Origin of the sequence: Parendozoicomonas verongulae, from assembly GCF_009711465.1 — a bacterium.
Taxonomy (GTDB): Bacteria; Pseudomonadota; Gammaproteobacteria; order Pseudomonadales; family Endozoicomonadaceae; genus Sansalvadorimonas; species Sansalvadorimonas verongulae.
Genome location: NZ_SMME01000844.1, coordinates 16,833 through 42,054, shown reverse-complemented (window position 1 = coordinate 42,054; position 25,222 = coordinate 16,833). Strand labels below are relative to the sequence as shown.

The window sequence follows — 25,222 nt, the reverse complement described above, 5'->3', positions numbered from 1 at the left end:
CATTTGCTCTACCAACTGAGCTATCGGGGATCTGTCTTGCATGTGCGTGATGCAGTCTACTGACCACGCACTCCCCGGTCAACCACCAGATTGAAAAGAACCCTGTTTTTTAAGGCTATTTCGCAAGAAAAGCCTCCAGACGATCCAGAGCCTTGTTCAGATTCTCCATGCTCGTGGCAAAAGAGAGACGCATATGTCCTGGCGCACCAAAAGCCGAACCCGGCACCAGGGCCACCCCCGCCTCCAGAACAGCCTCTGCATAGTCAACATCCGTCTTATACCCTGCGTCCGCAATCGCTTCACTGAAATCAGGGAAGCTATAGAAGGTGCCATCTGCAGGTAAAGCCTTCACTCCCGGCAGCGTATTCAGGCGATTGAGCACATAATCATGGCGTTTTTTAAATTCCACAACCATCTCACGTACACATTCCTGAGGACCTGCCAGTGCTTCTTCCGCAGCCGCCTGTGCAATAGAACAGGGGTTGGATGTACTCTGGGACTGAATCTTCTTCATATTTTTCACCAGCCATTCAGGCCCGCCGATATAACCAATTCGCCAGCCGGTCATGGAGTACGCCTTGGAGACACCATTCATCACAATGGTGTGTTCATAGAGTTCAGGGCACACATTCAGGATATTCACGAAACTCCCCTCATCCCAAAGAGTGTGTTCGTACATATCATCCGTGGCAACCAGCACATCAGGATGCTCCAACAATACCTCACCCAGAGCCTTCAGCTCGTCGCGGGAATAGGCTGTACCGGTTGGATTGGAAGGACTGTTAATGACCACAAGGCGGGTTTTATCGGTTATCGCTGCACGCAGCTGGCCGGCAGTCATTTTAAAATTCTGATCTGCGCCTGCCTCCACTATCACCGGCACACCTTCCGCAATGCGCACCATATCCGGGTAAGACACCCAATAAGGTGCAGGGATTATCACTTCATCCCCTTCATCCAGAAGGGCAAGAGAGAGATTAAAGAAGCTGTGCTTTCCTCCGGCGGACACAAGAATCTGGGAAGCCGTGTAAGTCAGACCATTGTCCCGTTGGAACTTATCAATAATGGCTTTTTTCAGGGAAGGTGTTCCATCAACCGCTGTGTATTTTGTCTGACCATTGTCAATGGCTTTTATGCCGGCTTTTTTAATATGTTCGGGAGTATCAAAATCAGGCTCCCCAGCCCCCAGCCCGATAATATCTTTTCCGGACGCTCGCAGCTCTGCGGCTCGATTCGTCACGGCTAATGTAGGAGAAGGCTTTACGGCCTGTACTCTACGGGAAAGTCGCTGATCCACATCTCTCTCCTCTTTATTTCCCACGCCACCCCATGCAAACTGCTGTCATCATAACCCACCACGATGACAGCAGGAACCCGATGATTCAGAACTCACCACCTCTGAAGGTGATTTCCCCCTTTCAACCCGCAGGCGATCAGCCCACAGCCATCAAACAGCTGGTTATGGGCGCCAAAAGCGGACTGGCCTGCCAGACCCTGCTGGGGGTGACCGGCTCCGGTAAAACCTTTACCTCAGCTCATGTCATTGCCGAGCTGCAGCGCCCTACCATGATTATGGCGCCCAACAAAACGTTGGCCGCCCAGCTTTATGGGGAATTCAAAGAGTTCTTCCCGAACAACGCGGTTGAGTATTTTGTTTCTTACTACGACTACTACCAGCCGGAAGCTTACGTGCCCGCTTCCGATACATTTATTGAGAAAGATGCATCCATCAATGAGCACATTGAACAGATGCGCCTCTCGGCAACCAAGGCCCTGCTAGAGCGGAAAGACGCCATCATCATCGCCACAGTCTCTGCTATTTATGGTCTGGGAGATCCGAAGTCTTATCTGGAAATGATGATGCACCTGGATCGCGGCGACCGCATTGACCAGCGAGCCGTACTGCGCAAACTGGCGGAGCTTCAATACACGCGCAACGACATGGAATTAAAACGCGCCACCTACCGCGTACGTGGCGATGTTATTGATGTATTCCCCGCTGAATCCGAGAAAGAAGCCATTCGCCTGGAGCTCTTCGATGACGAGCTGGAAAACATCAGCTGGTTCGATCCACTCACCGGTGAAGTGCTGCGCAAAGTGCCTCGCGTAACTGTTTACCCTAAATCTCATTACGTGACACCACGGCAAACCATTCTTGATGCCGTTGAAGCGATCAAGGTGGAGCTGGAAGAGCGACTGAAGTTTCTGCGAGACAATAATAAACTGGTAGAGGCTCAGCGTCTTGAACAGCGCACACGCTTTGATGTTGAAATGATGCTGGAGCTGGGTTACTGCACAGGCATCGAAAACTACTCCCGTTACCTGTCGGGCGGCAAACCGGGTGAACCACCTCCCACCTTGTTTGATTACCTGCCAGACGACGCTCTGCTTCTTATTGATGAATCACACGTCACCGTTCCCCAAATCGGTGCTATGTACAAAGGCGACCGCTCCCGAAAAGAGACACTGGTGAACTTCGGTTTCCGCCTGCCATCAGCACTGGATAACCGCCCCATGATGTTTGAAGAGTGGGAAAGTAAACGACCACAAACCATTTTTATTTCAGCGACACCCGGTAACTACGAGAAAGAGAACCAGGACCATGTCGTCGAACAGGTGGTTCGCCCAACCGGGCTGGTTGATCCTGAAATCGAGGTACGCCCAGCGACTACTCAGGTCGATGACCTGCTCGGCGAGATTCAGGATCGCACCCGCCGTGGCGACCGTGTTCTTGTGACCACTCTGACCAAACGTATGTCAGAAGACCTGACCGAATACTTGGGTGAGAATGGTGTCAGGGTTCGTTACCTTCACTCCGATATCGACACAGTAGAGCGTGTGGAGATTATTCGTGATCTTCGCCTGGGGGCTTTCGATGTACTGGTAGGCATTAACTTACTGCGGGAAGGTCTGGATATGCCGGAGGTTTCACTGGTCGCCATCCTTGATGCCGACAAGGAAGGCTTCCTGCGCAGTGATCGCTCACTGATCCAGACCATTGGTCGTGCGGCTCGCAATCTGAATGGCAAAGCCATTCTCTATGGCGACAATATCACCGGCTCCATGCAGCGTGCCATCGATGAAACAGAACGGCGCCGCAAGAAGCAGCAAGAGTTCAACGAGACGCACAACATCACTCCAAAAAGCGTACGCAAAAACGTTATAGATATTATGGAAGGGGCTGTGCCCGGCGGTCGTGGACGACAGCGGCAGAAGGTTGCTGAGAAGAAAGCGGCATACAGCACCCAGAAAAACGCACACCACACACCTCAGGACATTGCCAAACTCATCAAATCACTGGAAGAGAAGATGCATACCCATGCACGGAATCTGGAATTTGAAGAAGCCGCTCAGGCACGGGATGAGATCACAAAGCTAAGGGAGGAGCTCAAAAGCTTATAGGCTGGACGGTTGGGTTATACCACTTGCTGGCTAACCCAACCTGAAAATCAGACCACTTATGCCGTGATATCCAACAGCCTGGCTTCCACCTCGCGCTGGCTATTCAAAATACTCAGCAAGACCATACAGCGGTCTTCCCCACGACTGGACAAATAAACGGCCGGCAAGTTTTTATAGGCCCCTTCGGTAAACACAACAGGCTGACCAGCCTTAAAGAGCTCTTCCACACTGCCCACTTTTTCATTGTCCCGAAAGCCTTCAACCAGCTCATCAGATACCCGCGCATACATAGTGCCAAACCGGATAAACCCGGTTACCCCACGGGTCGAACGCACCTTATCCCAGCGCACACCACCTACATGACTTTCATCAAGAAGGAATATATAGCCGGGAAACAGAGCCCCAAGCTTACAGCTTTCACGTCTTCCTGGCTGCTTGCGTTTATGCAGCATCACCGGACAATAGGCTGCAAAGCCTTGATTCTCAAGATTTTCAACAGCTCGCTGTTCTTGTCGAGGCTTGGTTTTCACCACAAACCACTCTTCCATAAGTCTCCACCAACAGCACTAACATAAAGCTGTTATTATATCTTGTAGTTTCAAACTCGGATTATCGGATTGGGTGACAGGACGCCCCACTACCAGATAATCACTACCATTCTGCATGGCTTGCGCTGGCGTTACAATACGTCGCTGGTCACCTTTATCGTCCCCTGCCGGGCGGATACCTGGTGTTACCAATACAAACTCCTGCCCAATTTCACGCTTAAGCAGGTTTGCCTCCTGAGCAGAACAGACAACGCCATCCATACCACTCTTGTGAGCCAGGTTTGCGAGGCTCAAAGCCTGTAGCTCTGGAGAAGAGAGCCCTAACTCAGCCATATCTTCAGGAGCCATACTTGTGAGCACAGTCACTGCAATCAACAGCGGCTGATGACTGGCTTGATCCAGCACTTCCCGGCAAGCTTCCATCATACGACGACCACCAGATGCATGAACATTCACCATCCATACACCTAAATCCGCTGCAGCTTTTACAGCCTTACTGGTGGTATTGGGAATATCGTGAAACTTGAGATCAAGAAAAACATCAAAACCCTTCTTTTGCAGGGCTTCGACAACAGCAGGCCCAGCAGAGGTAAATAATTCCTTTCCAACTTTTACCCGACACAATTCAGGGGCGAGCCTGTCAGCCATAGCCAGAGCTTGATCTGCAAAGGGATAATCAAGAGCAATAACAAGTGGGCTTGTACAGGTCATGACATTTTCCTTTTTAATGTAAAGAGATCTGTAGGGGCGCGACGATTCTAATGATTACAATCAGAAATACAACTTCGTCTGACTTACGAAAGGACTACTCTCCCTCAAGCCCCATAATAGGTTTGATCGTGCTCCACTCATGGCACTTCGGGCAACTCCAATGCAGTTCTTTCCCTTCAAAACCACATTGGCCACAGCGATACACGGGCTTGGAACGTTCCAGTCGCCCTGTGAGACCTCGCAGCATCGACAGGTTCTGTTTCGCCCGCCCTTCCGACATTTGTAAATGAAGGTCAATCAGCGCATTCAAACCTTTTAGGGAGGGGCGCCTAACAATCTGTTCCGCCACAAATCGGCCTGCTTCTTTATCTCCCTGCTGCATGGCCACCATTCGGGCAGAAGCCATCACCACGGCAGAGGACGGCATCTCCTTCAAGCAACGGCCAAGGTAAGCGCTTAAACCGCGAAGAGAGCGAAGATGGGAATAGGCTTCTTCCAGCAGAGGGATACTTTCGGAAATATAGTTTTTATCCTGCTCAGCAATTTTTTCAAAAGCACGTACAGCATCACGATAATTACCAGCCGCCATTTCCAGACGCCCGGAGAGTAGAGAAACACGGGCATTGGAACGATAGCAGCTACTGGCCTGCCTCAGATATTTTCGCGCGACCAGCACATCGGACTGCCCCATAGCCATCTCAGCACGCTCACAATAATAATGCGAAAGCCGCAAGGCATAACTATCGGCTACCTGTCCCCGTAACTGTCCGACAAGTTCAATCGCCCGCTTCCACTCTTTCTCTTTTTCATAGATAGACAACAGAGTATTGAAGCTTTCCCGCCAGCCACGCCAACTCTGTCGTACAATATCCTTAAGCAGAGCTTCGGCACGATCAAACAAGCCCGCCATCATATAATCTTTGGCCAGCTCCAGTTGAACGTCGAGCATCTGTTCGCGAGTCAGGCTCGGACGAGCCAGTAAATCCTGATGTGCCTGAATGGCTTTATCCAATTCACCCCGCTGTCGAAACAGTCGCCCCAGAACCACAAAAGTTTCAACCGTATCGCCATTCACTTCCAGGGCCCGGATAAAACTCTCAATGGCTTCATCCGTCTGCTCATTAAGGAGGTAGTTCAGACCAACGAAATACTCGCTGCTCAGGGTATCTGTGCTTTCAGCAATTCGACGGCGACGTTTATCCCTGCGTCCTGAGAGATACCCAATACCCAGCGCAATAATAATCAGGAGAAGTAGAGCAAAATCAGGCATTCAGGATGATAGCCCCCGCAGCGAGTTCACTCTCAGTTTTTGAAGCTCTGCATCTCGGCGTTTCAGCTTGCGCTGTAAACTCTGATTTTTCAAAGTCAAGCGAAATATATAGAAAATACTCAGCACTACACCCAAAGCACAGCCAAGAAAAAAGGCAAGAAACAGAATAAAAGACACTGACAGGGGAGGAGTTGTCCAGTTCCAGAAACCGATAACAAGACTCTCGTTATTAGCCAGCATCAGACCAGCAAAAACAACGAGAAAAAAACCGGAAGCCAGCAAATATCCCAAGAAACGGAGAAACTTTTGAAGCCTGATCAACATGAAAGTCAGCCAAATTAGAGAGGCCAGCCTTTATAGCTGCCCGACACGAGTGTAAATCAACGATTCCGCAGTCGCATCTCTGCCAGCAATGAATCATTCACCCTCTCCTTCAGCTCTTTACCAGGCTTGAAGTGGGGAACATGTTTGCCCGAAAGGTCAACGGCATCACCAGTTTTTGGGTTGCGTCCAACCCGTGGAGCTCGAAAGTGCAGAGAAAAGCTGCCAAAACCTCTGATCTCGACACGATTTCCAGAGGCTAGCGCCCCGGACAATTCATCAATAATCACTTTCACAGCAAGCTCAACATCTTTAACAACGAGCTGGCCTTGCCTTTCTGCCATTCGCTCAATCAATTCTGACCGGGTCATCGCTTATCCCCCTTCTGTCTGCACAGAAAAAGCATCCTTTTTAAATATCTCCCCAATGCTGCATAACTGATACAGACTTTATTATTCTCGACAACTTTCCACTAAAGGGTTTTGATAATCAGCCTGTAAAACGAATTCATACACAGCTGCTCCAAATTAGCTAATCCTGCCACAGGAATCAAGCGCCGCAAGGACAAGAGTCCTAAGCAATCCTTTGAAAGTATTGAGAAAAACACAGACAAACGCGAGCCATAAAAAAACCGCAGAGGCTCTACCTTACGGCTTTGCGTCTGCGGTTTTTCAGAACACCACCCGCTTACACAGGTGGTGAGAAAGCAATATTACTTGCCTTCCATCTGCGCCTTGATCAGGTCGCCGATGGTGGTAGGACCACCAACTTCAACGTCCTGCTTAGTGCGCAGTTCTTTCATAGCAACTTTCTCGTCAGCTTCGTCCTTCGCTTTGATAGACAGGCTGATAACGCGGTTCTTACGATCAACGCTTACGATCTTAGCTTCCAGCTCTTCGCCAGCTTTCAGCAGAGTGGTTGCATCTTCAACGCGGTCACGGCTGACTTCAGAAGCTTTCAGAGTACCTTCAACTTCGTCGGCCAGAGTCACGGTAGCAGCCTTAGCGGTGACTTCCTTGATAACACCCTTAACGATGGTACCTTTCTGGTTTGCGTCAACGTAGTTGGCGAAAGGATCGTTTTGCAGCTGCTTGATGCCCAGGGAGATGCGCTCACGCTCTGCATCAATGGACAGAATAACAGCTTCAACTTCGTCACCCTTCTTGAAGTTGCGTACAGCTTCTTCGCCAGGCTCATTCCAGCTGATGTCGGACAGGTGAACCAGACCGTCGATGCCGCCAGGCAGACCGATGAAGATACCGAAGTCAGTGATGGACTTGATAGTACCCTTCAGAACGTCGTTCTTGTTGCTCTGAGTAGCAAACTCTTCCCATGGGTTTTGCTTGCACTGCTTAACACCCAGAGAAATACGACGACGCTCTTCGTCGATATCCAGAACCATAACTTCAACTTCATCACCCTGGTTAACAACCTTGGATGGATGAATGTTCTTGTTGGTCCAGTCCATTTCGGAAACGTGTACCAGACCTTCAACACCTTCTTCCAGCTCAACGAAGCAGCCGTAGTCAGTCAGGTTGGTTACGTGGCCAGTGACCTTGGAACCTTCTGGGAAGCGTGCCTTGATAGCAACCCATGGATCTTCACCCAGTTGCTTCAGACCCAGGGATACACGGTTACGCTCACGGTCAAACTTCAGAACCTTAACGTTGATTTCGTCACCAACGTTAACGATTTCGCTAGGATGCTTGATGCGCTTCCAGGCCATATCGGTGATGTGCAGCAGGCCGTCAACACCGCCCAGATCTACGAACGCGCCGTAGTCGGTCAGGTTCTTAACGATACCCTTAACTTCCAAACCTTCCTGCAGGGATTCCAGCAGCTGCTCACGCTCAGCGGAGTTTTCAGCTTCCAGAACGGCACGACGGGAAACAACAACGTTGTTACGCTTCTGATCCAGCTTGATAACCTTGAAGTCCAGCTCTTTGCCTTCCAGGTGCGCGGTGTCGCGTACTGGACGAACGTCAACCAGAGAACCAGGCAGGAACGCACGGATAGTGTTAACGTCAACGGTGAAACCACCCTTAACCTTACCACTGATAACACCCTTAACGATTTCTTCGGATGCGAAGGCAGCTTCCAGACCTTTCCAGGACTCGGCGCGCTTGGCCTTTTCACGGGACAGCTTGGTTTCACCGAAGCCATCTTCTACTGCATCCAGAGCAACCTGTACAGTGTCGCCAATCTGAATGGTGATCTCGCCGCTTTCGTCACGGAACTGATCTGCAGGGATAACACCTTCAGATTTCAGGCCAGCGTGAACGATAACCCAGTCACCGTCGATATCAACCACGATACCATCAATGATGGAACCTGGTTTCATTTCAATTTCTTTCAGACTCTCTTCAAAGAGTTCGGCAAAGCTGTCAGTCATTATAAATCCTGTTAAATACGACAAAAGAGCACCTGCGCCATCCTCCTGCTGGAGGATCACAAAGGTGAAAGTAGTGCCGTAATTTGCTCCACACCACCAGCCTGTGTGGTCAAACAATATACTGATCAGTAACCCGCTGCTGGCTTAAAAAGCTACTGACCACCTAAACACCCCTCCAGTGCACCACAAGGGAAAACCAGAGAGCTATTTCTCATTTGCAGCCCCCTGCTAAAAAGCAGAAAGCTGCGGCATTCTTTACATAAGGCCTTTAGATGATGCCACGCTCACGCATAACATCCATCACCTGCCCCAGCACTTCCTGAATGGTTAGTTTAGTGCTGTCCAGCACAATTGCATCATCAGCAGGCTTCAATGGGGCAACGGCACGACTCATGTCTCGCTCATCGCGAGCACGGATATCTGCCAAAAGGCGCTCGATGCTAACATCCGCTCCCTTGGCTTGCAACTGCCCCTTTGCCTTCAACTGAAAGTACCGACGTTTTGCCCGCTCTTCTGCGCCCGCTGTCAGGTAGATTTTCACAGGCGCATCGGCAAATACCACCGTACCCATGTCACGACCATCTGCCACCAGCCCGGGAGCTTCGGCAAATGCACGCTGACGGGACATCAGTGCATCACGCACAGCAGGCAGGGCTGCAATACGGGAAGCGCTGATACCTACGTCTTCCTGACGAATCGCCGCCTCTACATGCTCGCCTTCCAGAATAATGCCGGACTCATCGCCGTCGGTTTCCGCGGCAATAAACTGCACATCCAGATGGGCAGCCAGCACGTCCAGAGAGGCTTCATCATCAAGGGCAACACCGTGGTTCATGGCGGCCAGAGCCGTCAGGCGATACAGCGCGCCGCTGTCCAGCAGGTGCCAGCCCAATTCCCGAGCCAGCAGGCCTGCTATTGTTCCTTTGCCGGAACCGCCCGGACCATCAATGGTTACAACCGGGATAGTATTCTCAATCACAATCTTTCTAGCTTTCCGTTTCACTCAGATTCAGCCCGACAGAATGGGCCAGATCAATAAAATTAGGGAAGGATGTTGCGACATTCGCACAATCCAGAATACGGATTTCATCGCGGGCACGCAGGGATGCCACCGCAAAGGCCATAGCAATACGATGGTCGCCATGACTGTGAACCACACCACCGGCAAATACGTCTTGCGCTCCAGCAGCACAGCCGGGGATTTTCATACCATCGGGCAGAGCCACGGCATCCACACCCAGAGCGTTCAAACCATCGGCCATGGACTGAATACGGTCACTCTCTTTCACCCGCAGCTCTTCTGCACCTTTGAGTACAGTTTCGCCCTCAGCACAGGAGGCTGCGACAAACAGAACCGGAAACTCATCAATTGCGAGGGGCACCAGGTCTTCAGGAATCTCTATGCCTTTCAGCTGGGCAGATTTTACTCTGATATCCGCCACAGGCTCACCACCCACTTCCCGCTCATTTTCAAGGGTAATGTTCGCCCCCATAAGGCGGAGAATATCGAGAACGCCGGTACGAGTCGGGTTAATACCCACATGGGTCAGCAGCAGTTCGGCATCCTTTGCGATAGATGCCGCCACCAGGAAGAAAGCTGCAGAGGAAATATCCGCAGGCACCTCAATCAGGCTGGCACTGGTGAGTGTACCACCGCCCTGCACAGACACCCGGTTACCGTCTGTTTTTACTGGATACCCCAGACCTGTCAGCATCCGCTCGGTGTGATCACGAGTAACGCCCGGTTCAACCACAGCGGTTTCCCCCTCTGCATACAACCCCGCCAAAAGCAGGCAGGATTTTACCTGAGCCGAAGCCATAGGCATATTGTAATCAACACCAGACAGTGAACGTCCACCACGAATCACCAGCGGCGGCTTGCCTCCTTCGGAGGTTTCAATGTCAGCACCCATATCCAGCAGGGGTTTTACAACGCGGTTCATGGGGCGGTTGGAGAGGGACTCATCACCGGTCAAAGTCACATCAAACTTCTGCGCGGCCATCAAACCTGCCATCAGGCGCATGGCTGTACCGGCATTACCGAGATACAGCGGGCCGGGAGGCTGTTGCAGACCATTCAGACCCACACCATAAATGGTGACACGGCCATCGTGGGGGCCTTCAATCACAACCCCCATATCCCGGAAAGCCTGTAAGGTAGCCAGGGCATCCTCACCTTCCAGAAAGCCTGTCACTTCTGTGACACCATCCGCCAGAGCACCCAGCATAATGGAACGGTGGGAAATGGATTTATCGCCGGGTACTCGCAGCGTACCCGTAGCTGTGCCGCCGGAGCGGGCAAGAAAAGTATGGGAAGACTGATGACTCATAGCTTTCAGATAAGACTGGCTTTCCAGCATGCGGGTAAAATGTTCACGGGCTGATTTGGCACGGGTAATAATGCCCGTCATCGCCCGACTGTCGCCCTGCTCCACGGCTGCATACATCTGCTGCAGGCCCTCAGAGAATTCATCCAGAGCTTCAAGCAAAGCATTACGATTGGCCACAAAAACATCGTGCCACATCGTAGGATCGCTGGCCGCGATCCGGGTAAAGTCCCGAAATCCGCCGGCAGCATAGCGGAAAATATCCTGACTGTCGCGATCACCGGCCAGAGTATCCACGAGAGAAAAGGCAAGGAGATGGGGAAGGTGACTGGTGCGGGCCAACACCTGATCGTGGTGCTCAACGTCCATTTCCAATACCAGTGCGCCCACCCCCTCCCAGAGGCTTCTTACCAACTGGGACGCAGCAAGAGTATTTTCCGGAAGCGGCGTAACAATCACCTTGTGAGCTTCGTACAAATCCGCTTTCGCAGCAGTGATACCGCTTTTTTCGGAACCGGCAATGGGGTGACCGGGAACAAATCCGGAGAGGCTATCTCCGAGACACTCTCTGGCTACTTCAACGACATCGCTCTTGCAACTGCCTACGTCGGTGACCACCTTTCCGGCAAGATCTAACCGGGCAACGTCCCGCACCATGGCCGACATAGCCAGTACCGGCACCGCCAGCACCACAATGTCTGCATCAGCCACACCGTCTTCAAGGGAGCAGGCAGCCCGGTCAATCACATCCCGCTCTCTGGCAAGAATCAGGGACTGCGGGTCGCGATCCCAGGCCAGCACTTCGCGGCAACCATTACGGGCTTTCAGGGCAGCAGCCAGAGAGCCACCAATCAACCCCAGCCCAACAATGAGAACACGACAACTGTCGAGTTTTTTTACACCACTCATGTTGCACAGCCCGCTTCTGCAAGAGCATCAGGCAGCGCATCGAGAAACGTCTGATTTTCTTCTTTGGTGCCAATAGAAACACGAAGATGGTCAGGCAGGCCATATCCTGTAATCGGACGGATAATCACACCCCGTTTCAGCAGCGCTTTATCCACAGCTTCCCCGCTCATTCCGGTATCAAAGGTAATAAAGTTGCCAAGAGAAGGAATAAAGCGAAGATTCAGCCTGGTCAGCCCCGCTTCAATCTGTGCCATACCTTCACGGTTCACAGTGCGGCTGCGCTCAATGTAATCCTCATCACCCAGCGCCGCTTCAGCCGCTGCCAGCGCAATGCTGTTTACATTGAACGGGTGTCGTACACGATTCAAGATATCCGCAATAGCCGGGCTGGAAACGCTGTACCCCACCCGCAGGCTGGCCAGGCCATAAATCTTGGAGAAGGTACGGGTTATGATCACATTCGGGTACTGACTGAGATACTCAAGACCATCAGGATAGTCCGGCTCTTCAATATATTCGCAATAGGCTTCATCAAGCACCACCAGCACATCGTCGGGTACTTTCTTGAGGAAACTGTCTACCGCTTCACGCCCCAGCCAGGTGCCTGTGGGGTTATTAGGGTTGGCAATGAAAATGATACGGGTTCTGTCTGTCACAGCCGCAGCCATGGCATCCAGATCGTGGCCATAGTCTTTGGCAGGAACTTTGACTGGCTTGCCACTGGAAGCCAGTGTCGCGATGGGGTACACCGCAAAGGCATGCTCCGAGAACACCACCTCATCACCGGGGTTGATCCAGCCACGTACAATCAAATCCAAAACATCGTTGGAGCCATTACCGAGAGTAATCGCCTCAACGTTCACACTCAGTTTTTCAGCAAGTGCCTGCTTGAGGCTATAACCGCTGCCATCGGGATAACGGGTCAGCTCAGCCAGCTCTTTATCAATCGCCTTGAGCACAACCGGCGAAGGCCCCAGTGGGTTTTCATTACTTGCCAGCTTTACAATATTCTTTTCATCCAGCCCCAGCTCTCTTGCCAGTTCCGACACAGGCTTGCCGGGCTGATAAGGCTGCAGGGTTTGCACACCATCTACAGCCTTTTTAATAAAGTCACATGCCATTTCTGCCCACTCCTTCTTCTCATTCTGCTCGGGCACTTACAGCACACCTTTGGGGTAAGAGCCTAACACCTTTAACTCTGCTGCTAAATCTTCCACTTCCCGAAGCACATACCTTACCCTGGGGTCATCCTGATGGCCGGAGAAGTCAATAAAGAACACATAGTTCCAGGTTCCGCTGCGGGCCGGGCGGGTTTCGATACGGGTGAGATCAATATCATGACAGTGGAACGGTGCCAGCAGTCGATGAAGACTGCCGGGTTTGTTGCGCATAGAAACAACAACCGACGTTTTATCTGCACCACTCGCCGGCACTTTCTGGTTACCGATAATCAGAAAACGGGTAGAGTTATCCGGCTCGTCTTCGATTTTCTCCGCCACTATTTCCAGATCATAAAGGTCTGCAGCCATATCACCGGCAATAGCCGCAGAGTTCCACTCGCCCCGAACACGCCGGGCAGCTTCTGCGTTACTGCTCACCGCCACCTTCTCCACCATGGGAAGGTGTGCATCCAGCCACTTACGACACTGGGCCAGTGACTGGGCATGGGAATACACCCGGGTAATTTTGTCTTTACGGGTATTTTCGCCACACAGCAGGTGATGATGGATACGCAGTACCACTTCCCCGCAAATATTCAAAGAGGAATTCACAAAAGTATCCAGCGTGTGGTTGACCACTCCTTCTGACGAGTTCTCAACGGGTACCACACCATAATTCACCGCACCCGCTTCCACTTCCCGAAAGACTTCATCAATAGCGCTCATAGGTACACTCACGGCAGAGTGACCAAAGTGCTTGAGCGCCGCCTGCTGGGTAAAGGTGCCTTCAGGCCCGAGGTAGGCCACCCGCACTGGCTGCTCAATGGCGAGACAGGCCGACATAATTTCCCTAAACAGCCGGGCCATTTCTTCATCATCCAGTGGCCCGTTATTTTTTTCCATAATGGCTCGCAGCACCTGAGCCTCGCGCTCAGGGCGATAAAACAATGCGCCACCACCTTCGGCAGCCTGCTTCACTTCTGCAACCTTCTGAGCCACGCTGGCCCGCTCACTGATCAACTGCAGAATCGAGGTATCCAGCTGATCGATGCGTTGGCGCAACCCGTCGAGGGGGTTTCCCTGATCCTTATCCTGTGTACTCATGGTTCGCGACACCCCATCACTTCATTTTGCATGCTGCTGTTCGAAATCCGCCATAAAGCTGATCAGCGCATCCACAGATTCTTCCTGAACCGCATTGTAAATACTGGCCCGCATACCACCCACAACCCGGTGGCCCTTCAAATTCAACAACTCATTGGCTTTTGCCTGTTTGAGGAACTCGGCATTCAGAGCGTCGTCCGCTAAACGGAAAGGTACATTCATAATGGAACGGTAACGAACATCTACCGGGTTACTGTAGAGGTCACTGTTGTCAATCGCCCCATACAGCTTGCTGGCTTTGCGCAGATTGATCGTTTCCATGGCCTTCAGGCCGCCCTGCTGTTTCAGCCATTTGAACACCAGCCCGGCCAGATAAATGCCAAAGGTAGGCGGCGTATTCAGCATGGAATCGTTATCCGCAACATTCTGATAGTTCATCAGGGTTGGGCAGGCATCAACGGCCTGACCTAGAAGATCATCACGAACAATCACAAGGGTGAGGCCTGCAGGGCCAATGTTTTTCTGGGCACCGGCATAGATCAGACCAAACCGGCTCACATCCAGCGGACGGGAAAGAATATTGGAGGACATATCCGCCACCAGGGGCACATTGCCAACCTCGGGAATGGCATCAAACTCCAGACCACCAATAGTTTCATTGGGGGTGTAGTGGACGTAGGAGGCTTCTGGGTCGAGGTTCCAGGTGGCACGGTCTGGAACGGTCATGAACAGGCTGTCTTCACTGCTGGCAGCCACATTCACATGACCAAAGCGATGACCTTCCTTTATTGCCTTGGTAGACCAGTGTCCGGTATTGATATAGTCGGCCCGGCCGTTAGTGCCAATCAGGTTCAGGGGCACCATGGCAAACTGGGCGGTGGCACCGCCCTGCATAAACAGCACCCGATAGTTATCGGGGATAGACAGCAAATCCCGCAAGTCCTGCTCTGCTGCTACAGCAACAGCCATAAACTCAGGGCTGCGATGGCTGATTTCCATCACAGATGTACCCATTCCCTGCCAGTCCAGCAAGTCTGCTTGCGCCTGTTCGAGAACAGCCTGAGGCAGAGCAGCTGGCCCTGCGCAAAAATTATGTGCTCTAGCCATGTTAGAGTGGCACCACCTTTTCATTCGTTATTGCGCCCCACCACCTGCGGTGACAGATCGATTGTAGCGAAAACCATAAGGGGGGGATACGACCCATGTACGCTCAAAAGGGCATTTTTTAAGCAAAAATTCATAAAAAATGCTTTTCTGCAAGCGCCTCGGGAGAAATTGGCAAAAAATTACCTTTTCTGATAAATAGACTGAACCTCAAAAGACAGCACTTATACACCTCTTTCATAGCAATGGTTTTGCTTTCATTCTGCTTAAAGCACTAACCCAAAGCCCACCGTAAACTCACTCAGCCTTCCCTGCATACAGACACACCATTCACATGCTGCTCACACTTTGCCGGGCGCGCTGATCAACTTATAACTCGCCAACTCACATATGTATTCTCCGCAATATCACTGAGACAAGCCGCACAATACATTCATAGGCGAGACCTTCCCTCTCACTCACGAGGCATAACAATGAAAACCGTGATAAAAGTCGCCGCAACCGGCGCAATGGCTCTCGCACTGGCTGCCTGTGGTGGCCCGGAACAAAACACCGGCGTCAAAGACTCTCTGGTGGTCGCCCAAGGTGCCGACGCCAAAACCCTTGATCCTCACCGCACCAACGACCAGCCCTCTTCCCGTATCGCTGCACAAATCTATAACCAACTGGTTGAAACTGACCAGGATATGAACATCATTCCGGGGCTGGCAGAGTCCTGGACGAACGTTGATGCACTCACCACCGACTTCAAACTCCGTGAAGGGGTCATGTTCCATAACGGTGAGGAAATGAAGGCATCTGATGTCAAGTTCACCTTCGACCGCATGATCGCCTCCCCAACCGTGGCCCACATCACCAATGCCATTGATACGGTTGAAATTCTGGATGAATACACCATCCGCATAACCACCAAGGCTCCCTTCGCACCACTGCTTTACCACCTGACACATACAGCGTCGTCCATCCTGAGTGAAAAGGCGGTAACGGAGTTCGGCAGCGATTACGGGCAAAACCCTGTTGGCACAGGCCCTTACAAGTTTATTGACTGGGCCGCTGGCGATCGCATCAACCTGCGCGCCTTTGGTGACTTCTATGAAGGCAAACAGGTCATCGAGAACGTCACCTTCCGCAACATTGTCGAAGGCACCAACCGTGCTATTGCCCTGGAAACCGGTGAAGTGGATATCTCCTACGATATTTCTCCCATCGACAAGGACAATATCGCCAACAAGGCGGGCCTGAAGCTGATTGAAGAAGAGGCGCTATCCACCTCTTATTACGGCATCAACGTCACCAAGGCTCCGTTCGACAACCTCAAGGTGCGTCAGGCGGTTGCCTATGCCATCAACACCGACGACATCATTGATGCTGTAGCCATGGGTGCTGGCCGGGCATCCAACTCCCCCATTGGCCCTAAAGTGTTCGGCTACAGCCCCGATGCGAAGCTGTATAAGCAGAACATTGAGAAGGCGAAGCAGTTAATGGCTGAATCTGGTGTAGCGACACCTATCAATACCACCATCTGGACCAACGACAACCCCGGACGTATTCAGATTGCCCAGATCATGCAGGCGCAGCTGCGTGAGATCGGCATCAATATGTCTATTGAAGTGCTCGAATGGGGAGCATTCCTGGACGGTATCTCCCGTGGCGACCACGACACCTTTATGTTTGGCTGGGTAACTGTAACGGGTGATGCAGACTACGGTCTGTACGCCCTGTTCCACTCTGATACCCACGGTGGCGCAGGTAACCGCTCCTTTTACAGCAACCCCCACGTTGATAAGCTGCTGGAGCTGGGCCGCACGTCTACCGACAGCGAGCAACGTCTGGCAGCCTACAGTGAGCTGCAGGCCCTGCTGCAGGAAGAGGTTCCTACCGTATCCCTGTATAGCCAGTTCCATAACGTGGGCATGAAAGACAACATTGGTGGCTTCCAGCTGGCTCCTGCTGGTCACCATAAACTGAAGGGTGTGTATTTCGTAGAAGGTTAATCTTTAAGCGTTTGCAAAGCTTGTTAAACCCCACAAAGCCCCGAAAACCTTCGGGGCTTTTGTTAATTTGAACACAGAGTATCCAGTTATTCTTGTTAAGCACAGAGTGCCTGATCAAAGTTCATGCAAGCCATATTGGCAAAGAGATCGTTTTTTAGGCAGAAATCCACAGAAAAGGTTTTTCTGCAACCCTCTCAACAGTGAGAATCAAATATTTACCAACTGCAAACGATAACCCGGCATCCAATACCAATTCATTACATATACCTTTCATAAAGCATTTTTGTTGACGTATCCCTAAACAAACTGACACTCCCTAAGCCAGATGCATGCACACATTTTCCTACAAATAGACACACTACAAACAAAAACAACACACTTCCATACGCACAGTGAGCACTTTATAACCCGCTGATTTATATGAGTATTTTCCGCAATACAGTAAGAGCCAGCCGTAGCATACATTCACTACCGAGCTATCCCCTCTCACTCACGAGGCATAAAAATGAAAACCGTGACTAAGATTGCCATGACCAGTGTTATGGCCATTGCTTTAAGCGCCTGCTCGGGTACACCAGAACAAGATACTAATACCCTTGTTGTGGCACAGAACTCTGATGCCAAGACTCTGGACCCACACACAACCAACGACAACGCCTCCTCCCGGGTTGCAGCACAGATCTACAGCCAGCTGGTTGAAGCCGATGAGGACATGAATATTGTTCCCGGCCTTGCCGCCTCCTGGACTATCGTTGATGAGAAAACCACCGACTTCAAACTGCGCCAAGGCGTGAAGTTCCACAACGGCGAAGAGCTCAAAGCCTCTGATGTGAAATTCACTCTGGAGCGCATGATCGCCTCTCCAACCGTGGCACACATCACCAACGCCATTGACACCATAGAAGTGCTGGACGACTACAACGTTCGTATCACCACCAAAGAGCCTTTCGGCCCACTGCTGCACCACCTCACCCACACCGCCTCTTCCATCCTGAATGAAAAGGCCGTACTGGAAGCCGGTGCGAACTATGGTCAGAACCCTATTGGCACTGGCCCCTACAAGTTCACCGACTGGGCTGCAGGTGATCGTATTAACCTGACCGCCTTTGGTGATTACTACGATGGTAAACAGTCCATCGAAAATGTTGTGTTCCGCAACATTGTTGAAGGCACCAACCGTGCCATCGCACTGGAAACCGGCGAAGTGGATATCTCCTACGATATCGAGCCCATCGACAAGCAAAACATCGCCACCAAAGATGGCCTGCGTCTACTGGAAGATGAAGCTCTGTCCAACGGCTACTTCGGCATGAACGTCAACAAGGCACCGTTCAACGATCAGCGCGTACGTCAGGCGGTTGCCTACGCCATTAACTCCCAGGACATCATTGATGCGGTTATCCTGGGTGCTGGTCGTCCATCCAACTCTCCAATCGGCCCTAAGGTCTTTGGCTACAACCCTGATGCCAAGCAGTATGCTCAGAACCTGGAGAAAGCCAGGCAGCTGATGGCAGAGGCCGGTTACACCAGCCCGATCAACACCAGCATCTGGACCAACGACAACCCTGTCCGTGTACAGATCGCCCAGATCCTGCAGGCGCAACTGCGTGAGATCGGCATCAACATGTCTATCGAAGTGGTTGAATGGGGCGCGTTCCTGGATGGCACCGGCCGTGGCGATCACGACACCTACATCCTGAGCTGGACCACTGTAACCGGCGACGCTGACTACGGCATGTATGCCCTGTTCAGCTCCGACACCCACGGTGGCGCAGGTAACCGTTCCTTCTACAGCAACCCCCGTGTTGATGAGCTGCTGAACCAGGGCCGTACCTCTACTGATCCAGACGTTCGTCACGCGGCCTACAGCGAGCTGCAGGCGCTGATTCAGGAAGAAGTACCCACTATCACCCTGTACAACTCTTTCCAGAACGCGGGTATGCAGGACAACATCACCAACTTCAAACTCTCTCCAACGGGTCACCACAAGTTGAGAGGCGTTGAGTTCGTCGAAGGTTAACTTTTACGCCCTCTTTGCTCAGTGATGGGTGGAGAGGGCCACCTCCTCAGGCTATCCACTCAGGTTTATCATGCATAAATTTATATTCAAAAGATTGATATTGCTTGTACCGGTACTGTTAGGTGTTTCTCTGCTGGTATTCGCCATCATGTCCTTCACCCCCGGTGATCCAGCCCAGCTGATCCTCGGGGAAAACGCTCCGGCTCCCGCTGTTGAAGCTCTGCGGGAAGAGATGGGGCTTAACGATCCATTTATTATGCGTTATGCCAACTTTGTTGGTAACGCGGTAACAGGCGACATGGGTCGTTCTTATACCACCGGCCGTGAAGTGGCTACCGAGATCTTCGACCGCTTCCCCAACACCCTGATTCTGGCAGCACTGGGTACCATTATCGCCATCGTGATCGGTGTACCGGTGGGCATCCTCTCTGCGACCCGTCAGTACTCCTGGATCGACAGCAGCTCCATGATCATGGCCCTGCTCGGTGTGTCCATGCCGAACTTCTGGCTGGGCTTGATGTTGATACTGGTGTTCTCCGTAACGCTGGGCTGGTTGCCTTCCGGTGGCTTCATGGGCTGGAGCTCACTGATCCTCCCGGCTCTGACACTGGGCACAGGCTCTGCCGCCATCATCACCCGTATGACCCGTTCCTCCATGCTGGAAGTGATTCGTCAGGATTACATCCGCACAGCACGAGCTAAAGGTGTTGCCGAGAACGTGGTGATCAACAAGCACGCCCTCAAGAACGCACTGATTCCGGTTATCACCGTCGTTGGTCTGCAGTTCGGCTACCTGCTGGGCGGCGCGGTACTGACCGAGACTGTGTACTCCTGGCCCGGCGTTGGCCGCATGATGGTGGACGCGATTCGTCAGAAGGACAGCCCAACCGTTCTGGCAACGGTTGTGTTCCTGGCCACCACCTTCAGTCTGGTGAACCTGTCTGTCGACATCCTCTACGGTTTTGTCGATCCCCGTATCAAGTCTCAGTACGCATAAAGGGGTGATAAGAATATGTCTAATGAAATGACTCTTGATAAGGCTCAGACATCTGAAACTGAAGTCTCAGCCGTACGCGCTGCACCGAAAAAACGTAGTCAATGGGCTGAAGTCTGGCACCGTCTGAAGCGGGATAAGATGGCCCTGTGTGGTCTGGCTATCCTGACTGTCGTAGTGTTCGCAGCGGTTTTTGCTGACTTTATCGCCGACTACGAGACCGTTGTTATCGCCCAGAATCTGGGTGACCGCCTGCAGGGCCCCAGTGCCCAGTACTGGCTGGGTACTGATGAGTTTGGCCGGGATATATTCGCCCGTATGATTCACGGCTCCCGTGTCTCCTTGCTGGTGGGTGTATTGTCCGTGAGCATCTCCATCGTACTTGGTGGTTCTCTGGGTGCAGTAGCTGGCTACTATGGCGGCAAGCTGGATAACGTGATCATGCGTGTGATGGACGTGTTCCTGGCTGTTCCCAGCATCCTGCTGGCGATTGCTATCGTATCCGCGCTCGGGGCAAACCTTATTAACCTGATGTTTGCCATCTCGATTTCCTCTATCCCCAGCTATGCCCGTGTGGTTCGCGCATCGGTGCTGTCTATCCGGGATCAGGAATTTATCGAAGCAGCTCGCGCCATCGGGGCCAGCGACTTCCGTATCATCCTGCGTCACATCATCCCTAACTCTCTGGCTCCTGTTATCGTTCAGGGCGCACTGGGTGTAGCTGGTGCGATTCTGGCTACTGCAGGCCTGAGCTTTATCGGTCTGGGTATCCAGCCTCCAGAGCCTGAGTGGGGCGCAATGCTGGCCGGTGGTCGTCAATACCTCCGTCATGCATGGCACGTAACCACCTTCCCGGGTCTGGCCATCATGATCACCATTCTGGCCCTGAACCTGCTGGGTGATGGCCTGCGTGATGCTCTCGACCCACGTCTGAAGCACTAATCAGTTAAGGATGACGACCATGAATAAGACACACGACACAGATAATCTGTTAACCGTAGAAGACCTGAACATTGTCTATGAAGCCGACGGTGAAGTGACCAAAGCCGTAAGCGGCCTGAGCCTCAGCCTGAAAAAGGGTGAAACCCTCGGCCTGATCGGTGAAACCGGCGCTGGCAAAACCACGACTGCACTGGGCCTGATGCGCCTGGTACCGAACCCTCCGGGTCGGGTTGTGAGCGGCAAGGTGATGTACGAAGGTCAGGATCTGATGCAGGCCACCGAAGACGAGATGCGTGGCATCCGTGGTAACAAGATCTCCATGATCTTCCAGGACCCCATGACCTCTCTGAACCCGGTTATGACCGTGGGCGACCAGATTTCCGAAGTGATTATGATCCACCAGGACGTGACCAAAGCGGAGTCTGTAGAAAAGTCTAAGGAAATGCTGGAGCTGGTGGGTATTCCCGGCGCCCGTGCCGGTGACTTCCCCCACCAGTTCTCCGGTGGCATGAAGCAGCGTGTGGTTATCGCCATTGCACTGGCCTGTAACCCCAACCTGCTGATTGCTGACGAACCGACAACCGCATTGGACGTAACCATTCAGGCTCAGGTTCTCGACCTGATGAAGGAGCTGAAGGACAAGTACAACACCGCCATGATCATGATCACCCACGACCTCGGCGTTGTGGCACAGGTCTGTGACAAGGTGGCGATTATGTACGCCGGTGAAATCGTAGAAAGCGGTGCCATCCGCGATGTCTACGAAAACACCCAGCACCCTTACACCAAGGGTCTGTTTGGCTCCATCCCGAACCTTGACAGTGACGAGGACCGCCTCAACCCTATCAAGGGCCTGATGCCTGACCCCACAAACCTGCCATCCGGCTGCCGCTTCCACCCTCGCTGCCCGGATGCTACTGCCATCTGTGCGAAGGTGAAGCCAGAGCCTGTGATCACTGAATCTGGTCACATGTCCCGCTGCCTGAACTCTCTTCCCGCTGCACTTGATGAGAGGCAGGACGACGTGCAAGAACTGAAAATGGTTGCAGGAGCCTAAGCCATGACAGATACCATTCTTGAAGTACGCAACCTCAAAAAGCACTTTCAAACCCCAAAAGGTCTGCTGCACGCGGTTGATGACGTCACCTTCAAAATCGAAAAGGGTCATACTCTCGGCATCGTAGGAGAATCCGGTTGCGGTAAGTCCACCACCGGTCGGGTTATCCTGCGCCTGCTGGAAGCCACCGACGGCGACATTCTGTTCGAAGGCAAAAACATCCGTGAGTTCGATAAGAAGCAGATGCGCAAACTCCGTGAAGATATGCAAATCATCTTCCAGGATCCGTTTGCCTCCCTGAACCCACGGATGACCGCCAGTGAAATCATCGGTGAGCCGCTGATCATTCACAAAATGGTCAAAAGCAAGCAAGAACTGGCGGAACGCGTTCGTGAACTGATGGACCTCGTAGGTCTGAGTGAGCGTCTGGTCAACACCTACCCTCACGAACTGGACGGCGGCCGTCGTCAGCGTATCGGTATCGCCCGCGCACTGGCCCTGAACCCCAAGTTCATTATCTGCGACGAACCGGTATCCGCTCTGGATGTATCCATCCAGGCGCAGGTACTGAACCTGATGCAGGACCTGCAGGACAAACTCGGCCTGACCTATATCTTCATCACCCACGATCTCTCGGTGGTTAAACACTTCTCCGATGAAATCGCGGTCATGTATCTGGGGCAGCTGGTAGAAAAAGCACCTGCCAACAAACTGTTCAAGAATCCAACACACCCTTACACCAAGGCACTGCTGTCTGCGATTCCAAGCACCAACCTGGATCAGCTGATGAACCGGGAGAAACTGGAAGGGGAAATCACCTCCCCTATCAATCCAAAGCCAGGCTGCCGTTTTGCCAAGCGTTGCCGGTTTGCGACGGAAGGTTGCTCCAACCATGAACTGTCTCTGACAGAGATTGATGAAGGGCACTTTGTATCTTGTCTGCTGGTTGAAGACTCTACCAGGCACTGATGTGTTTGATTGAGTTTTAAGCTCAACAAAAGCCCCGAACATTCGGGGCTTTTGTTTATCTGCATTTCATGTGCCACAGCAGTTTATTTCCATGCACTTCATAAAAAACCAATATCAAACCAAAAACTCACAAAAAACACATCCACTCAAGAGAAGTACTACCAAAAACAGAAAAATTACATTCCCACCAACATTTCCTGAAAATTAAAAGCAAATCACAACATTATGTTTTTACTAATTACATCTATTTACACCCAATTAAAATAACCACCAATTCCTGAACAAAAATAAACAAACACTTCTCAAAAAAAAGACATATAAAAAACACAAAAAACACGAATTCCTACACAGAAAAAACAAAGTTTAACTTACTGATTTCTATGCGTATTTTCCGCAATTCGATAAGTACCTCCCGTTGTGTACATTCAACACCGAGGCATACCCTCTCACTCACGAGGAATAACAATGAAAACCGTGACTAAAGCCGCCGCAACAGGCGTAATGGCAATTGCCCTGGCAGCCTGTGGTGGCCCTGAACAAAGTGCCGATGCGACGGACTCCCTGATTATTGCCCAGGGCTCTGACGCCAAAACTCTCGACCCACACACAACCAACGACCAGCCCTCCTCTCGCGTTGCTGCGCAAATCTACAGCCAGCTGGTTGAAACCGACGAGAACATGAACATCGTTCCCGGCCTGGCAGAGTCCTGGACCATCGTTGATGAGCGCACCACCGACTTCAAACTTCGCGAAGGGGTGAAGTTCCACAACGGCGAAGAACTGAAGGCATCTGACGTTAAATTCTCCTTCGAGCGCATGATCGCCTCCCCAACCGTGGCGCACATCACTAACGCTATCGAAAGCGTAGAAGTTTTGGATGATTACAACGTCCGCATCGTCACTGCCGACCCATTCGGCCCACTGCTGTACCACCTCACCCACACCGCCTCTTCCATTTTAAATGAGAAGGCTGTGACCGCAGGCGGCAGCGACTATGGCCAGAACCCTATCGGCACCGGCCCTTACAAATTTGTTGACTGGGCAGCGGGCGACCGTATCAACCTGCGGGCCTTCGGTGATTTCTACGACGGCAAACAGGCCATCGAGAACGTCACCTTCCGCAACATTGTTGAAGGCACCAACCGCGCCATCGCTCTGGAAACTGGTGAGGTGGATATCTCCTACGATATCGAGCCTATCGACAAAGACACCGTACGCAGCAAAACCGGCCTGACGCTGATTGAAGATGAGGCACTGGCCACCGCCTACTACGGTATGAACGTGAACAAAGCTCCGTTCGATAACGTGAAAGTGCGTCAGGCAGTGGCCTATGCCATCAACTCAGACGACATCATTCAGGCTGTGGTTATGGGCGCTGGTCGCCCTTCCAATTCCCCCATTGGACCTAAAGTCTTTGGCTACAACCCTGATGCAAAGCTGTATCAGCAAAACATCGAGAAAGCCAAACAACTGATGGCAGAGGCCGGTCACACCAGCCCAATCCAAACCACCATCTGGACCAACGACAACCCTGTCCGTGTACAGATCGCCCAGATCCTGCAGGCGCAGCTGCGTGAGATCGGCATCAACATGTCTATCGAAGTGGTGGAATGGGGCGCGTTCCTGGACGGCACCTCCCGTGGCGATCACGACACCTTTATTCTGGGCTGGACCACTGTAACCGGTGATGCAGACTACGGCCTGTATGCCCTGTTCAACTCCGAAACACACGGTGGTGCAGGGAACCGTTCTTTCTACTCCAATCCACGTGTTGACGATCTGCTTGAACTGGGCCGCACTTCTACTACAGCAGAACAGCGTCGTATGGCTTACAGAGAACTGCAAGACCTGCTGCAGGAAGAAGTACCAACCGTGTCCCTTTACAGCCAGTTCCAGAATGTTGGCATGAAGGACAACATCGGCGGCTTCAAGCTATCCCCGGCGGGTCATCACAAACTGAAAGGTGTGTACTTTGTAGAAGGCTAATCCCTACGTCCG

Annotated in this window: 20 protein-coding genes; 8 read left to right on the top strand and 12 right to left on the bottom strand. The window is 52.1% G+C overall.

What is annotated here, in order from left to right; all coding sequences use genetic code 11:
• Positions 1-115 precede the first annotated feature (115 nt).
• A complete protein-coding gene (locus E1189_RS13845) occupies positions 116-1,297 on the bottom strand; it encodes a pyridoxal phosphate-dependent aminotransferase (RefSeq protein WP_329602041.1) in 1,182 nt (393 codons plus the stop codon).
• An 80-nt stretch (positions 1,298-1,377) separates the two neighbouring features.
• Between E1189_RS13845 and uvrB the strand changes: the two genes are divergently transcribed.
• Entirely contained in the window at positions 1,378-3,402 is a 2,025-nt protein-coding gene (gene uvrB, locus E1189_RS13840) for an excinuclease ABC subunit UvrB (protein WP_155160915.1), read from the top strand.
• 56 nt (positions 3,403-3,458) lie between these two features.
• Here uvrB and E1189_RS13835 read toward each other — a convergent pair whose 3' ends face one another.
• From E1189_RS13835 to serC, 11 genes are all read right to left on the bottom strand, one after another.
• Positions 3,459-3,950, bottom strand: a complete 492-nt coding sequence (locus E1189_RS13835; protein WP_155160914.1) for a transcription termination/antitermination NusG family protein — start codon at positions 3,948-3,950, stop codon at positions 3,459-3,461.
• 18 nt (positions 3,951-3,968) lie between these two features.
• Positions 3,969-4,661, bottom strand: coding sequence for an orotidine-5'-phosphate decarboxylase (pyrF, locus tag E1189_RS13830; RefSeq protein WP_155160913.1), 693 nt, complete (start codon positions 4,659-4,661; stop codon positions 3,969-3,971).
• A gap of 94 nt (positions 4,662-4,755) precedes the next feature.
• Complete coding sequence (gene lapB / locus E1189_RS13825; protein ID WP_155160912.1) at positions 4,756-5,931, bottom strand: lipopolysaccharide assembly protein LapB; 1,176 nt, start codon at positions 5,929-5,931, stop codon at positions 4,756-4,758.
• Positions 5,932-6,171 carry a LapA family protein gene (locus E1189_RS26265; RefSeq protein ID WP_408014739.1) on the bottom strand — a complete coding sequence of 80 codons (240 nt, stop codon included), beginning with the start codon at positions 6,169-6,171 and terminating at the stop codon, positions 5,932-5,934. It lies immediately after the preceding gene.
• Between the two features lie 140 nt (positions 6,172-6,311).
• Entirely contained in the window at positions 6,312-6,623 is a 312-nt protein-coding gene (locus tag E1189_RS13815; protein ID WP_155160910.1) for an integration host factor subunit beta, read from the bottom strand.
• A gap of 341 nt (positions 6,624-6,964) precedes the next feature.
• Entirely contained in the window at positions 6,965-8,644 is a 1,680-nt protein-coding gene (gene rpsA / locus E1189_RS13810; RefSeq protein WP_155160909.1) for a 30S ribosomal protein S1, read from the bottom strand.
• A gap of 268 nt (positions 8,645-8,912) precedes the next feature.
• The gene (gene cmk / locus E1189_RS13805; RefSeq protein ID WP_329602039.1) at positions 8,913-9,647 is read right to left on the bottom strand and encodes a (d)CMP kinase; all 735 of its coding nucleotides are present in this window, start codon (positions 9,645-9,647) and stop codon (positions 8,913-8,915) included.
• Positions 9,631-11,880 (bottom strand): bifunctional prephenate dehydrogenase/3-phosphoshikimate 1-carboxyvinyltransferase, encoded by a 2,250-nt coding sequence (locus E1189_RS13800; protein ID WP_155160908.1) that lies wholly within the window; start codon positions 11,878-11,880, stop codon positions 9,631-9,633. Before E1189_RS13800 ends, cmk begins: the two co-directional genes overlap by 17 nt.
• Complete coding sequence (gene hisC, locus E1189_RS13795) at positions 11,877-13,037, bottom strand: histidinol-phosphate transaminase (protein ID WP_408014738.1); 1,161 nt, start codon at positions 13,035-13,037, stop codon at positions 11,877-11,879. The genes E1189_RS13800 and hisC overlap by 4 nt, the downstream gene beginning before the upstream one ends.
• A complete protein-coding gene (gene pheA, locus E1189_RS13790; protein ID WP_155160907.1) occupies positions 13,038-14,144 on the bottom strand; it encodes a prephenate dehydratase in 1,107 nt (368 codons plus the stop codon). It lies immediately after the preceding gene.
• A 21-nt stretch (positions 14,145-14,165) separates the two neighbouring features.
• Complete coding sequence (serC, locus tag E1189_RS13785) at positions 14,166-15,251, bottom strand: 3-phosphoserine/phosphohydroxythreonine transaminase (protein WP_155160906.1); 1,086 nt, start codon at positions 15,249-15,251, stop codon at positions 14,166-14,168.
• A 470-nt stretch (positions 15,252-15,721) separates the two neighbouring features.
• On the opposite strand from serC, the gene E1189_RS13780 reads away from it, so the two are divergent.
• The 7 genes from E1189_RS13780 (at position 15,722) to E1189_RS13750 (ending at position 25,210) form a co-directional block, all read left to right on the top strand.
• A complete protein-coding gene (locus tag E1189_RS13780) occupies positions 15,722-17,242 on the top strand; it encodes a glutathione ABC transporter substrate-binding protein (RefSeq protein WP_155160905.1) in 1,521 nt (506 codons plus the stop codon).
• A 505-nt stretch (positions 17,243-17,747) separates the two neighbouring features.
• A complete protein-coding gene (locus E1189_RS13775) occupies positions 17,748-19,262 on the top strand; it encodes a glutathione ABC transporter substrate-binding protein (protein WP_155160904.1) in 1,515 nt (504 codons plus the stop codon).
• 70 nt (positions 19,263-19,332) lie between these two features.
• Positions 19,333-20,259 (top strand): nickel ABC transporter permease, encoded by a 927-nt coding sequence (nikB, locus tag E1189_RS13770; RefSeq protein WP_155160903.1) that lies wholly within the window; start codon positions 19,333-19,335, stop codon positions 20,257-20,259.
• A 15-nt stretch (positions 20,260-20,274) separates the two neighbouring features.
• Positions 20,275-21,198 (top strand): ABC transporter permease, encoded by a 924-nt coding sequence (locus E1189_RS13765; RefSeq protein ID WP_230460396.1) that lies wholly within the window; start codon positions 20,275-20,277, stop codon positions 21,196-21,198.
• 19 nt (positions 21,199-21,217) lie between these two features.
• Positions 21,218-22,255 carry an ABC transporter ATP-binding protein gene (locus tag E1189_RS13760; RefSeq protein WP_155160902.1) on the top strand — a complete coding sequence of 346 codons (1,038 nt, stop codon included), beginning with the start codon at positions 21,218-21,220 and terminating at the stop codon, positions 22,253-22,255.
• 3 nt (positions 22,256-22,258) lie between these two features.
• Positions 22,259-23,224, top strand: a complete 966-nt coding sequence (locus E1189_RS13755; RefSeq protein ID WP_155160901.1) for an ABC transporter ATP-binding protein — start codon at positions 22,259-22,261, stop codon at positions 23,222-23,224.
• Positions 23,225-23,689: 465 nt separating this feature from the next.
• Complete coding sequence (locus tag E1189_RS13750; protein ID WP_155160900.1) at positions 23,690-25,210, top strand: glutathione ABC transporter substrate-binding protein; 1,521 nt, start codon at positions 23,690-23,692, stop codon at positions 25,208-25,210.
• The last annotated feature ends 12 nt before the right edge of the window (positions 25,211-25,222 follow it).